Origin of the sequence: Escherichia sp. E4930 (assembly GCF_005845405.1) — a bacterium.
In the GTDB taxonomy this organism is placed as follows: domain Bacteria; phylum Pseudomonadota; class Gammaproteobacteria; order Enterobacterales; family Enterobacteriaceae; genus Escherichia.
Genome location: NZ_VCDZ01000020.1, coordinates 43,858 through 57,889, shown reverse-complemented (window position 1 = coordinate 57,889; position 14,032 = coordinate 43,858). Strand labels below are relative to the sequence as shown.

General features: G+C 50.9%; 10 protein-coding genes. 6 read left to right on the top strand and 4 right to left on the bottom strand.

Annotation, left to right across the window (positions count from 1 at the left end):
* Position 1: 1 nt before the first annotated feature.
* Both ssuC and ssuB read left to right on the top strand, forming a co-directional pair.
* Positions 2 to 793 (top strand): aliphatic sulfonate ABC transporter permease SsuC, encoded by a 792-nt coding sequence (gene ssuC / locus FFT88_RS19840; RefSeq protein ID WP_135404501.1) that lies wholly within the window; start codon positions 2 to 4, stop codon positions 791 to 793.
* On the top strand, positions 790 to 1,557 hold the full coding sequence (gene ssuB, locus FFT88_RS19835) for an aliphatic sulfonates ABC transporter ATP-binding protein (protein WP_135404489.1): 768 nt from the start codon (positions 790 to 792) through the stop codon (positions 1,555 to 1,557). Before ssuC ends, ssuB begins: the two co-directional genes overlap by 4 nt.
* 305 nt (positions 1,558 to 1,862) lie before the next feature.
* Here ssuB and pepN read toward each other — a convergent pair whose 3' ends face one another.
* Positions 1,863 to 4,475: an aminopeptidase N gene (pepN, locus tag FFT88_RS19830; protein ID WP_135404490.1), complete on the bottom strand. Its 2,613-nt coding sequence runs from the start codon at positions 4,473 to 4,475 to the stop codon at positions 1,863 to 1,865.
* Positions 4,476 to 4,740: 265 nt separating this feature from the next.
* On the opposite strand from pepN, the gene pncB reads away from it, so the two are divergent.
* From pncB to aspC, 4 genes are all read left to right on the top strand, one after another.
* Positions 4,741 to 5,943, top strand: a complete 1,203-nt coding sequence (gene pncB, locus FFT88_RS19825; protein WP_130215769.1) for a nicotinate phosphoribosyltransferase — start codon at positions 4,741 to 4,743, stop codon at positions 5,941 to 5,943.
* A gap of 168 nt (positions 5,944 to 6,111) precedes the next feature.
* Positions 6,112 to 7,512, top strand: a complete 1,401-nt coding sequence (gene asnS, locus FFT88_RS19820; RefSeq protein WP_130215767.1) for an asparagine--tRNA ligase — start codon at positions 6,112 to 6,114, stop codon at positions 7,510 to 7,512.
* A gap of 603 nt (positions 7,513 to 8,115) precedes the next feature.
* On the top strand, positions 8,116 to 9,186 hold the full coding sequence (gene ompF / locus FFT88_RS19815) for a porin OmpF (RefSeq protein ID WP_130205353.1): 1,071 nt from the start codon (positions 8,116 to 8,118) through the stop codon (positions 9,184 to 9,186).
* Positions 9,187 to 9,369: 183 nt separating this feature from the next.
* Entirely contained in the window at positions 9,370 to 10,560 is a 1,191-nt protein-coding gene (gene aspC / locus FFT88_RS19810; RefSeq protein WP_130205351.1) for an aspartate transaminase, read from the top strand.
* A 221-nt stretch (positions 10,561 to 10,781) separates the two neighbouring features.
* Here aspC and gloC read toward each other — a convergent pair whose 3' ends face one another.
* The 3 genes from gloC to ldtD form a co-directional block, all read right to left on the bottom strand.
* On the bottom strand, positions 10,782 to 11,429 hold the full coding sequence (gene gloC / locus FFT88_RS19805) for a hydroxyacylglutathione hydrolase GloC (protein WP_130205349.1): 648 nt from the start codon (positions 11,427 to 11,429) through the stop codon (positions 10,782 to 10,784).
* Between the two features lie 26 nt (positions 11,430 to 11,455).
* Positions 11,456 to 12,004: a YcbK family protein gene (locus FFT88_RS19800; RefSeq protein WP_130205347.1), complete on the bottom strand. Its 549-nt coding sequence runs from the start codon at positions 12,002 to 12,004 to the stop codon at positions 11,456 to 11,458.
* A gap of 180 nt (positions 12,005 to 12,184) precedes the next feature.
* On the bottom strand, positions 12,185 to 14,032 hold the full coding sequence (gene ldtD / locus FFT88_RS19795) for a L,D-transpeptidase (protein ID WP_130222111.1): 1,848 nt from the start codon (positions 14,030 to 14,032) through the stop codon (positions 12,185 to 12,187).

Genomic DNA, 14,032 nt, shown 5'->3' with positions numbered 1-14,032 from the left:
GATGGTAACGCCAGTGAAGAAGTGGTTATTGCGCGTTGCCCCCTGGTTTTTACCGGTGGGCATCGTGGCGGTGTGGCAACTGGCCTCCTCGGTTGGCTGGCTGTCGACGCGTATTTTGCCCTCACCGGAAGGGGTGGTGATGGCGTTCTGGACGCTCTCCGCCAGCGGCGAATTGTGGCAGCATCTGGCGATCAGCTCCTGGCGGGCGCTGATTGGCTTTTCAATTGGCGGATCGCTGGGGTTGATTCTGGGGCTGATTAGCGGACTGTCGCGCTGGGGAGAAAGGCTGCTGGATACCTCAATTCAGATGTTGCGCAACGTGCCGCATCTGGCGCTGATCCCGCTGGTGATTTTGTGGTTTGGCATTGATGAATCCGCAAAAATCTTTCTGGTGGCGCTCAGCACGCTTTTCCCCATTTATATCAATACCTGGCACGGCATCCGTAATATCGATCGCGGGCTGGTGGAAATGGCGCGAAGCTATGGCTTATCCGGATTACCGCTGTTTATCCATGTGATCCTGCCTGGCGCCCTGCCCTCAATTATGGTCGGCGTGCGTTTTGCGTTGGGCCTGATGTGGCTGACGCTGATTGTTGCCGAAACCATTTCTGCCAATTCCGGTATTGGTTATCTGGCGATGAATGCGCGGGAGTTTTTGCAAACGGACGTGGTGGTAGTCGCTATTATTCTTTACGCCCTGCTCGGCAAACTTGCTGACGTCAGCGCGCAGCTGTTAGAGCGTCTCTGGTTGCGCTGGAACCCGGCTTATCATCTGAAGGAGGCCACGGTATGAATACGGCTCGTCTGAACCAGGGCACACCATTGTTGCTCAATGCAGTAAGCAAACATTACGCGGAAAATATCGTCCTGAACCAACTGGATTTACATATTCCGGCAGGTCAGTTTGTGGCGGTGGTGGGCCGCAGCGGTGGTGGCAAAAGTACCCTGCTGCGCCTGCTGGCCGGGCTGGAAACGCCAACCGCAGGCGATGTGCTGGCAGGCACAACACCGCTGGCCGAGATTCAGGATGATACGCGAATGATGTTTCAGGATGCGCGTCTGCTGCCGTGGAAATCGGTGATTGATAACGTTGGGTTAGGCCTTAAAGGCCAGTGGCGCGATGCCGCGCGTCGGGCGTTGGCTGCGGTAGGACTGGAGAATCGCGCCGGGGAATGGCCTGCCGCACTTTCAGGCGGGCAGAAACAGCGAGTGGCGCTGGCAAGAGCGTTGATTCATCGACCGGGTTTATTGTTGCTTGATGAACCGCTCGGGGCACTGGACGCCTTAACGCGACTCGAGATGCAGGATTTGATTGTGTCACTTTGGCAGGAGCACGGCTTTACCGTACTGTTGGTGACGCATGATGTGAGCGAAGCGGTAGCAATGGCTGACCGGGTGTTGTTAATTGAAGAGGGAAAAATTGGTCTGGATTTGACAGTGGATATCCCCCGTCCGCGCCGGTTAGGGTCAGTGCGATTAGCGGAGCTGGAAGCGGAAGTGTTGCAAAGGGTGATGCATCGTGGGCATTCTGAACAACCGATTCGGCGTCAAGGTTAATATGCCGGATGCGGCGCACAAAACCAGCAGTTTCAACGGGCTTGTAGGCCTGATAAGACGCGTCAAGCGTCGCATCAGGCAGTTGGACACGGTTGCCTGATGCGGCGTGAACGCTTTATCCAGCCAACAAAACCAGCAATTTCAACGAGTTTGTAGGCCTGATAAGACGCGTCAGCGTCGCATCAGGCAGTTGAACACGGTTGCCGGATGCGGCGTGAACGCTTTATCCAGCCAACAAAACCAGCAATTTCAACGAGTTTGTAGGCCTGATAAGACGCGTCAGCGTCGCATCAGGCATATTTGTATCAAGCCAGAGCTTTAGTTATCTTCTCGTACAGATCGCCAGAGAGATTTTCCAGCCCTTTCAACTGTTCCAGCGCCGCGCGCATTTTCTCCTGACGTTTGGCATCGTAACGTTTCAGGCGAATCAACGGCTCAATCAGACGTGAAGCCACCTGCGGGTTACGGCTGTTCAGGTCGGTAAGCATTTCCACCAGGAACTGGTAACCGCTGCCATCTTCGGCATGGAACGCTGCCGGGTTGCTGCCCGCAAACGCGCCGATCAACGAACGAATACGGTTCGGGTTACTCATGGTAAATGAGCGATGCTGCAACAGGCCTCGCACCGTCTCCAGCACATTCGCCGCCGGGCTGGTAGCTTGCAGGATAAACCATTTATCCATCACCAGACCGTCCTGATGCCACTTATCGTCGTATTCCTGCATCAACTTGTCACGGCATGGCAACTGCGCAGCAACCGCCGCAGAGAGCGCCGCCAGCGCATCGGTCATATTGTTCGCTTCGTGGAACTGCTTGCTCACCAGCACATCAGCCAGATGCGTTTCACCAAAAGCGAGGAAGCGCAGGCAGGCATTACGTAGCGTCCGTTTCGCAATATCTTCATGCTCAACGCGATACTCGCTCTGGTAATTCGCGTTATAGATTGCCAGCAGCTCATCCGCCAATTCAGTCGCCAGAGTACGGGTGAGTGCTTCGCGCACTTCGGCAATGGCAATCGGATCAATGATATCGAACAGTTCCGCCATTTCATTGACGGATGGCAGCGTGAGGATTTCTGCCGCCAGTGCCGGGTCAATCTTCTCATCGAGTAGCACCGCGCGGAAAGCATCAGCCACATGCACCGGCAGAGACAGCGGCTGTCCTTGCTGATGACGGGCGACGTTCAGCTTGATGTAGGTCGCCAGCAGGCTTTGCGCCGCATCCCAGCGGGAAAAATCATTACGCGCATGACGCATCAGGAAGGTCAGTTGCTGATCGCTCCACTTATATTCCAGTTTCACTGGCGCAGAGAATTCGCACAGCAGCGCAGGCACCGGCTGGAAGTAGACATTATCAAAGACAAAGGTCTGTTCTGCCTGAGTGACGTTCAGCACGGAATTGACCGGATGACCGCCTTTCTGCAACGGGATCACTTTGCCTTCGTTATCATACAGTTCGATGGCAAACGGAATATGCAGCGGCTGTTTTTCTGCCTGATCCGGTGTGGCTGGCGTGCGCTGGCTGATGGTCAGGGTGTACTGCTCAGTTTCCGGATTGTAGTCGTCTTTGACGGTCACAACTGGCGTGCCGGACTGGCTGTACCAACGGCGGAAATGGGAGAGATCGACATTCGACGCATCTTCCATTGCCTGAACAAAGTCGTCACAGGTCGCTGCACTGCCATCATGGCGCTCGAAATAGAGCTGCATCCCTTTCTGGAAGTTTTCTTCGCCCAGCAGGGTGTGGATCATACGAATCACTTCCGCGCCCTTCTCGTAAACGGTCAGGGTGTAGAAGTTGTTCATCTCAATGACCATATCCGGGCGGATTGGGTGCGCCATCGGGCTGGCATCTTCCGCAAACTGCAATCCGCGCATGGTGCGCACATTATTGATACGGTTTACCGCGCGGGAGCCGAGGTCAGAGCTGAATTCCTGATCGCGGAAGACGGTTAAACCTTCTTTCAGGCTGAGCTGGAACCAGTCGCGGCAGGTCACACGGTTACCGGTCCAGTTGTGGAAATACTCGTGACCAATAACGCGTTCAATATCGAGGTAATCTTTGTCGGTGGCGGTGTCGGTGCGCGCCAGTACATACTTGGAGTTAAAGATATTCAGACCTTTATTCTCCATTGCGCCCATATTGAAGAAATCCACCGCAACAATCATATAGATGTCGAGGTCATACTCCAGGCCGAAGCGTTCTTCATCCCACTTCATGGAATTTTTCAGCGAGGTCATCGCCCACGGCGCGCGATCAAGGTTGCCGCGATCGACATACAGTTCCAGCGCTACTTCGCGACCAGAACGCGTGGTGAAGGTGTCGCGCAGTACATCAAAGTCGCCTGCCACCAGCGCAAACAGGTAGCACGGTTTCGGGAACGGATCCTGCCACTGCACCCAGTGACGTCCATCTTCCAGCTCGCCTTGCGCAACGCGGTTACCGTTGGAAAGCAGGAATGGATATTTGGTTTTATCGGCAATAATTTTGGTGGTAAAACGCGCCAGCACGTCCGGGCGGTCAAGATAATACGTAATATGGCGGAAACCTTCGGCTTCACACTGGGTGCAAAGCGCATCGCCTGACTGATAAAGTCCTTCCAGCGCGGTATTCGCTGCCGGACTAATTTCATTAACAATCTTGAGCGTAAAACACTCCGGTAAATTACTGATGACCAGTGCGCCCTCTTCTTCTTTCCAGGCGGTCCACGGCTCATCATTAATATGAATAGAAACCAGTTTAAGATCTTCGCCATCAAGACGAAGCGGTGCATCTGATGCACCGTGACGGACAGCCTGGCTGACTGCGGTAACTACCGTCTTTTGCGCGTCCAGGTCAAAGGTCAAGTCAATATCAGTAATCTGGTAATCCGGCGCACGATAATCGTGACGGTATTTGGCTTGTGGCTGTTGAGTCATAAATAACCTTTAGCATCTTTTATAGAGTCTGGTGTTCAGTCTATTCCTGTTGCGTAAATCTCGCTACGCAGAATCTTCATCTTTTCAGGTACAAACGCTTTTATTGCTACATTTGTATAACATACACAGCGCAACGCTATCGACCATAAAGGTGGCATATGGTGTGATCGGGGTTCAATAAATTGCGAAACAAGGTATACTCCAGCAGTTTCCTAAGATGTTTATTGTACTAAACGCTCCCGTAAGAGGACGCTACTGCGCACCTATGACACAATTCGCTTCTCCTGTTCTGCACTCGTTGCTGGATACAGATGCTTATAAGTTGCATATGCAGCAAGCCGTGTTTCATCACTACTATGATGTGCATGTCGCGGCGGAATTTCGTTGCCGTGGTGACGATCTGCTGGGTATTTATGCCGATGCTATTCGTGAACAGGTTCAGGCGATGGAAAACTTGTGCCTGCGGGATGATGAATATCAGTGGCTCTCTGCCCTGCCTTTCTTTAAAGCCGACTATCTCGACTGGCTGCGTGAATTCCGCTTTAATCCGGAACAGGTCACTGTTAGCAACGATAACGGTAAGCTGGATATTCGTTTAAGCGGTCCGTGGCGTGAAGTCATCCTATGGGAAGTCCCGTTGCTGGCGGTGATTAGTGAACTGGTACATCGCTATCGCTCACCGCAGGCCGACGTTGCGCAAGCCCTCGACACTCTGGAAAGCAAATTAGTCAACTTCTCGGCGTTAACCGCCGACCTTGATATGTCGCGCTTCCATCTGATGGATTTCGGCACTCGCCGCCGTTTTTCTCGCGAAGTACAAGAAACCATCGTTAAACGTCTGCAACAGGAAAAGTGGTTCGTTGGCACCAGCAACTACGATCTGGCGCGTCGTCTTTCCCTCACGCCGATGGGAACCCAGGCACACGAATGGTTCCAGGCACATCAGCAAATCAGCCCGGATCTTGCCAACAGCCAGCGAGCTGCACTTGCTGCCTGGCTGGAAGAGTATCCCGATCAACTGGGGATTGCGTTAACCGACTGTATTACGATGGATGCATTTTTACGTGATTTCGGCGTGGAGTTTGCCAGCCGCTATCAGGGCTTGCGTCATGACTCTGGCGACCCGGTAGAATGGGGCGAAAAAGCGATTGCACATTATGAGAAACTGGGGATTGATCCGCAAAGCAAAATACTGGTTTTCTCCGACAATCTGGATTTACCTAACGCGGTTGAGCTTTATCGCCACTTCTCTTCTCGCGTGCAATTAAGTTTTGGCATTGGCACACGCCTGACTTGTGATATTCCTCAGGTAAAACCCTTGAATATCGTGATTAAACTGGTGGAGTGTAACGGTAAACCGGTGGCGAAACTTTCTGACAGCCCTGGCAAAACTATCTGCCATGACAAAGCGTTTGTCCGCGCGTTGCGTAAAGCATTCGACCTTCCGCACATTAAAAAAGCCAGTTAATATCATCAGGGAGCCATAACGGCTCCCTTTTTTGCCTTTTATTCCGAAATCTTTTGTCCCATCTGCGAATTCTGCTTGTCTGATTGCAGATGCCAGGTAACATAGGTATCCCCCCATTGACGGGTGGACAAGTGTTTATTTTTTCCGACTATTAACAGAGAGAATATTATGAGCGTTGTGCCTGTAGCCGACGTACTCCAGGGCCGCATAGCCGTTGACAGCGAAGTCACCGTGCGCGGATGGGTACGTACCCGCCGAGATTCAAAAGCTGGCATCTCCTTCCTCGCCGTTTATGACGGTTCCTGCTTTGATCCTGTACAGGCTGTCATCAATAATTCTCTGCCCAATTACAATGAAGACGTACTGCGTCTGACCACCGGTTGCTCGGTCATTGTGACGGGTAAAGTCGTGGCATCGCCGGGCCAGGGGCAACAATTTGAAATTCAGGCCAGCAACGTTGAAGTTGCCGGTTGGGTTGAAGATCCAGACACTTACCCGATGGCCGCAAAACGCCACAGCATCGAATATCTGCGTGAAGTCGCTCACCTGCGTCCGCGTACCAACCTGATTGGCGCAGTAGCGCGCGTTCGCCACACGCTGGCACAGGCGCTGCATCGCTTCTTTAACGAGCAGGGCTTCTTCTGGGTTTCTACGCCGCTGATTACCGCGTCCGATACCGAAGGCGCTGGCGAAATGTTCCGCGTTTCAACGCTGGATCTGGAAAACCTGCCGCGTAACGATCAGGGCAAAGTCGATTTCGATAAAGACTTCTTCGGTAAAGAGTCTTTCCTGACCGTATCTGGTCAGTTGAACGGCGAAACCTATGCCTGTGCGCTGTCGAAAATTTATACCTTCGGCCCGACCTTCCGTGCTGAAAACTCCAACACCAGCCGTCACCTGGCGGAATTCTGGATGCTGGAGCCAGAAGTCGCGTTTGCTAACCTGAACGATATCGCCGGTCTGGCTGAAGCCATGCTGAAATATGTCTTCAAAGCAGTTCTCGAAGAACGCGCTGACGACATGAAATTCTTCGCTGAACGCGTAGATAAAGATGCCGTTTCACGTCTGGAACGCTTCATTGAAGCAGACTTCGCCCAGGTTGATTACACCGACGCAGTCACCATCCTTGAAAACTGCGGCAGGAAGTTTGAAAACCCGGTTTACTGGGGTGTAGATCTCTCTTCCGAGCACGAGCGTTATCTGGCGGAAGAACATTTTAAAGCACCGGTAGTGGTTAAAAACTATCCGAAAGACATTAAAGCGTTCTATATGCGTCTTAACGAAGACGGTAAAACCGTTGCCGCAATGGACGTTCTGGCGCCGGGTATCGGTGAGATCATTGGTGGTTCGCAGCGTGAAGAGCGTCTGGACGTGCTGGATGAGCGTATGCTGGAGATGGGCCTGAACAAAGAAGATTACTGGTGGTATCGCGATCTGCGTCGCTACGGTACTGTTCCACATTCCGGTTTCGGTCTTGGCTTTGAACGCCTGATTGCCTACGTGACCGGCGTACAGAACGTGCGTGACGTGATTCCTTTCCCACGTACTCCGCGTAACGCCAGCTTCTAATTCACTTCCTGAAAGAGCCAGCGCACGCTGGCTCTTTTTTTATCCCCTTCTGTCAAGTTATCTGTTTGTTAAGTCAATCAATCTATTTGCAACCCCTCAAGGCCCCTCTTCCTGTTACGGAATATTTCTCTGAAATATTTGCGAACAAAAAATTAACCCACAGTCTTATTGCGGATTAGCAATTTCTTATCTGATAGCACAATTTTTATACTTATTTTTGGCTTTCTGGACGCCTGAAAGCGTGATTCAGTGTGAATGCGGGGATAAATGATCAGAAAGAAAATTTTCGTTTAGTTAATTTAAATATAAGAAAATCATATAAATAGATAAAATCCACTGCAAATATCATTAAAGTCCAATGGAAATATGACGGCGTTCACAAAGTTCCTTAAATTTTACTATTGGTTACACATTTTTGCTTTTTGTAACTATATCTTTATCTTTGTAGCACTTTCACGGTAGCGAAACGTTAGTTTGAATGGAAAGATGCCTGCAGATACATAAAACACCAAACTCTCATCAATAGTTCCGTAAAGATTCATTGACAGAACTTATTGGCGGCAGTGGCAGGTGTTATAAAAAAAACCATGAGGGTAATAAATAATGATGAAGCGCAATATTCTGGCAGTGATTGTCCCTGCTCTGTTAGTAGCAGGTACTGCAAACGCTGCAGAAATCTATAACAAAGATGGCAATAAAGTAGATCTGTACGGTAAAGCTGTCGGTCTGCATTATTTTTCCAAGGATAACGGTGAAAACAGTTACGGTGGCAATGGTGACATGACCTATGCCCGTCTTGGTTTTAAAGGGGAAACTCAAATCAATTCCGATCTGACCGGTTATGGTCAGTGGGAATACAACTTCCAGGGTAATAACTCTGAAGGTGCTGACGCTCAAACTGGCAACAAAACCCGTCTGGCATTCGCTGGTCTGAAATACGCTGACGTAGGTTCTTTCGATTATGGTCGTAATTACGGTGTTGTTTATGACGCACTGGGCTACACCGATATGCTGCCAGAGTTCGGTGGTGATACCGCATACAGCGATGACTTCTTCGTAGGTCGTGTTGGCGGCGTTGCAACTTACCGTAACTCCAACTTCTTTGGTCTGGTTGACGGCCTGAACTTCGCTGTTCAGTACCTCGGTAAAAACGAGCGTGATACTGCACGACGTTCTAACGGCGACGGTGTTGGCGGTTCCATCAGCTACGAATTCGAAGGCTTTGGTATCGTTGGTGCTTATGGTGCAGCTGACCGCACCGACCTGCAAGAAGCTCAGCCTCTCGGCCAGGGTAAAAAAGCTGAACAGTGGGCAACTGGCCTGAAGTATGATGCAAATAACATCTACCTGGCAGCAAACTACGGTGAAACCCGTAACGCTACCCCGATCACTGGTGGCTTTGCCAACAAAACGCAAGACGTTCTGTTAGTTGCGCAATACCAGTTTGACTTTGGTCTGCGTCCGTCCATCGCTTACACCAAATCTAAAGCGAAAGACGTAGAAGGCATCGGTGATGTTGATCTGGTGAACTACGTTGAAGTGGGCGCAACCTACTACTTCAACAAAAACATGTCCACTTATGTTGACTACATCATCAACCAGATCGATTCTGACAACAAACTGGGCGTAGGTTCTGATGATACCGTTGCTGTAGGTATCGTTTACCAGTTCTAATAGCAGACCTCTTTGTTAAATGCCGAAAAAACAGGACTTTGGTCCTGTTTTTTTATGCCTTCCAGAGCAATCTCACGTCTTGAAAAAACAGCCTGCGTTTTCATCAGTAATAGTTGGAATTTTGTAAATCTCCCGTTACCCTGATAGCGGACTTCCCTTCTGTAACCATAATGGAACCTCGTCATGTTTGAGAACATTACCGCCGCTCCTGCCGACCCGATTCTGGGCCTGGCCGATCTGTTTCGTGCCGATGAACGTCCCGGCAAAATTAACCTCGGGATTGGTGTCTATAAAGATGAGACGGGCAAAACCCCGGTATTGACCAGCGTTAAAAAGGCTGAACAGTATCTGCTCGAAAATGAAACCACCAAAAACTACCTCGGCATTGACGGTATTCCTGAATTTGGTCGTTGTACTCAGGAACTGCTGTTTGGTAAAGGTAGCGCCTTAATCAATGACAAACGCGCACGTACAGCCCAGACCCCAGGTGGTACCGGTGCATTACGTGTAGCTGCCGATTTCCTGGCAAAAAATACCAGCGTTAAGCGTGTATGGGTGAGCAACCCAAGCTGGCCAAACCATAAGAGCGTATTTAACTCTGCGGGTCTGGAAGTTCGTGAATACGCTTATTACGATGCGGAAAATCACACTCTGGACTTCGACGCTTTAGTTAACAGTCTGAACGAAGCTCAGGCTGGTGACGTTGTCCTGTTCCACGGCTGCTGCCATAACCCTACCGGCATCGATCCTACACTGGAGCAATGGCAAACACTGGCGCAGCTTTCTGTTGAGAAAGGCTGGCTTCCGCTATTTGACTTCGCTTACCAGGGTTTCGCCCGTGGTCTGGAAGAGGATGCTGAAGGTCTGCGCGCTTTCGCGGCTCTGCATAAAGAGCTGATCGTCGCCAGTTCCTACTCTAAGAACTTTGGCCTGTACAACGAGCGTGTTGGCGCTTGTACTCTGGTTGCCGCAGACAGTGAAACTGTCGATCGTGCATTCAGCCAGATGAAAGCAGTAATTCGCGCAAACTATTCTAACCCACCGGCTCACGGGGCTTCGGTTGTTGCCACGATCCTGAGCAACGAGGCTTTGCGTGCGATCTGGGAACAAGAGCTGACCGATATGCGCCAGCGCATTCAGCGTATGCGTCAGTTATTTGTTAATACACTGCAGGAGAAAGGCGCAAACCGCGACTTTAGCTTTATCATCAAACAGAATGGTATGTTCTCTTTCAGTGGCCTGACAAAAGAACAGGTACTGCGTCTGCGTGAAGAGTTTGGCGTGTATGCTGTTGCTTCTGGTCGCGTAAACGTGGCCGGAATGACGCCAGATAACATGGCGCCGCTGTGCGAAGCGATTGTGGCTGTGCTGTAAGCGTTAAAACCGATGAAGCCCGCTGAAAGCGGGCTGAGACTGATGACAAACGCAACATTGCCTGATGCGCTACGCTTATCAGACCTATGCGTCCCCTGCAATATTTTGAATTTGCACGATTTTGTAAGCTGGATAAGGTGCTCGCGCCGCATCCGGCATAAACAAAGCGCACTTTGCCAGAAATCCAGGCCCGCATTAAAAGCGGGCTTTTTTATGTGCTTTTACCAGACGGGCATTTCGTCTTGCAGGAAGGGATTATGCAGGCGCTCATAACCAAGAGTGGATAATGGTCCGTGACCCGGAATAAATGTCACGTCATCCCCCAATGGCAGCAATTTATCTTTGATTGAAGAAATCAGTTGATTGTGATCGCCTCGTGGGAAGTCACTGCGCCCTACTCCGCCTTTGAAAAGGACGTCGCCAGAAATCAACAGTTTTGCCTGATTATCAAAGAAAACCACATGGCCTGGCGTATGCCCTGGGCAATGTAACACCTGTAAAGTCACATTCCCTATGCTGATAGTGTCGCCTTCATTCAGCCAGCGATCTGGCGTTAATGGCTGACACTCTTCCAGGCCAAACATGCGACTCTGCGCAGGCAAGCCTTGCAGCCAGAACTCATCTTCTTTTTCCGGGCCAAGCACTGGCACGCCGTAGTGTTGTGCCAGTTCCGCCGCTGCGCCAACGTGGTCCAGATGACCATGCGTCAGCAGGATCTGCATTAGCGTCAGACCGCTGGCGTCAACTTCCTGTTTGATTTTTTCCGCATCGCCGCCCGGATCAACCAGTGCGGCCAGGCGAGTTTGCTCACACCAGATCAATGAACAGTTCTGGGAAAATGCGGTGACCGGAATAATACGATAGTTCATACTGCCCCTGTTTCGTTAAGCGATTGTTACCAGTGCCGTGCTGGCCCGGTATCAATATGCACAAAGTTACTGCGTGGGTAATATCCTACACCACCTGCGCGCATAGATAACGCTGCTTTGCGTATATTGCTTAACGCAATACCTTCAATATGGAAGTCCATCGCCTGCCCTTTAGTGTGATAGCTTTTCTTTGCTACTCCACGGCTGTGGGCGCGTAATTCGTTATTGGTGTCAATCGAACGGTAGCCAGATATGAGCTGTACTGGCTTGCGAGTGCCTAACAACCCTTGCAGGCGATATAACTGGTCGAATAATCCTGGGTCGATGGACCTTATTTTGTTCGCGCGGAAATCGCGGAAAAAATGGTTTAGTTTTGCCAATTCTTCCTGAATATAGCCTCTGCCATCGAAAAACTCCGCCTTAATTGACTCTCCGGTGTGGAGATTGTTAAGTGTCAAAATGCGCGGACGTGGGGTAGAGAGTGTCGCAAATGAAGGCGTCGGCAGGATGGCGGCACCAAGTGCAACGCCACCAAGCGCCAGTAGTTTGCGGCGATTAGCGTCGAATTTGTCCATGATAATCAAGTCTACAGGTCAATGTTATCGTTTATATGCACTTCTGGCGCACAAGAGGCACCTTAACCGCCCATAAAGCTGACGTCAAGATGACTCACCCCCAGCAGCGACGGGGGCTACAGAGAATAGCCCCCGAACATGCCAATTATTACGACAACAGATTTTCCCGAACTACTTCATTTATCTGATTAATTGTTCCGCTTTTGAGACAATTTGCGAGCTGGATCGTGCAGGCAGATCATAATTGTAAATATCTGTACGATATTGGGTACGACCATCTGCACCAACAAAGGCGGTCAGATAGTAAAGATTAACCGGTATCGATTGACGAATATTAACGTAACGGGTATCACCCCGCTTCAGAGCATCGGAGATACGCTTGTCATTCCAGCCAGCATCCTGCAGCAGCATGTTTGCCAGATCCGACGCCTTGTTCACCCGCACACAGCCAGAACTCAACGCGCGCGTTTCACGTTTGAAAAGATTGTGATTCGGCGTGTCATGCAAATAGATAGCGTCTGAACTCGGCATATTAAATTTATACCGTCCTAGCGAATTTCGCGGACCAGGAGCTTGCTGGAAGCGGAACGGCAAATTCGATGCGGTTATCGTCGACCAGTCAATCTGCCACGGGTCAAGCGCATCTTTGCTGTTCCAGCCGCGCATCACCGTATAGCCATGACTTTCCAGATAACCAGGATCGTTACGCACCTTTGGCAGAATATCTTTGCGTGCCAGCGTCGGTGGTACGTTCCACGGCGGGTTTACCACCACATTGTTTAAGGCACTGCTCATCATCGGCGTTTTGCGATCGGGACGACCGACAATGACCCGTGAATCCAGCACTTGATTGCCGTTCTGATAATAGACCAGCGAATAGGCCGGAATGTTAACCATGATGCCAGTAGAAAGCTCGGATGGTAGCAAGCGCAATCGCTGGATATTGAGCGCCAGCACGCCCGCTCGCTGTGCAGGCGTGACGTTTAACCAGTCTCGCGTTGCCGGACCAATAGAGCCATCTGCCCCTAAGCCTTGCCATGCCTGAAAACGTTTCACGGCTTCCACCAGCTCATTATCATAAGCAGCTCGGACGGCTGGCGCTGGTTTACTGCGAGCTGTAGTTTGCTTATCCATCGGCTTAGTTTCGGCTGTTTCGATTGCAGCGGCAGACGGACTAACTACCGCGCCTGTCGATGTTTCATCGCCCGGCAGTGCTATTTTCGGCCCACCTTCGAGCATACCTGTACGCTGCAAAATCTCGCGCAGCGCCGGGACGTCGTTACTCCATTGACCAGGGCGTAGCGTTGCTTTACCGGTCAGTTGCGGCCACGGTTTGGAATCACTCAATAAGGTCAGCAAAGATTCATGCATTGCTGAATATTGCGGATGCTGTGGTGCCAACCCTGAGACAAACGTGGTCAATTGACCGTTATCCAGCGCCACCTGCCAATGGTTAATGACCGAGAGCGGCGGTGTTGAGAGCGCATAAGGTTTACTGCTGTACAGCCAGCGGGTACCTTTGACCGGAATGTTTGCGACGAAATGGAGATACCCCATCATTGCATCCGATAGCACCACATCACGTGCCATACCGTTAACGCCAGGGTCAGTCAGTAACTCCACCCATTTGTTAAACTGCGGTTGAAAACCGGCAATCGCCACTTCCGCCAACTGCTGCTGGAAAGCTTTAACTGCATCACGATTTTCCCACATCGGCTGCATATCGCGTGCTGCATACAAGAGTTGAAGCTGGTTAAGATAAACCGGCTTATAACCTGCAGGTAATTGTGATTCAATTTGCGTGCGGGCCTTTTCTGCCGCACCTTCAGGTAGCGGTTGGATCCCCGCCATTATTGCCGTGGCTTGCGCCTGCGGCAGTACATCTCCCTGTTCACTTACAGCCACCGGGCTGTCACCAGGGATAACCTCAGGCTCATCAGCCTGCACACTGAACAGTGGAGCGAATGTTACGGCCAGGCACAAACTGATTGCCGAAAGCCGACGACCACACATCATGTTAAGCAACAT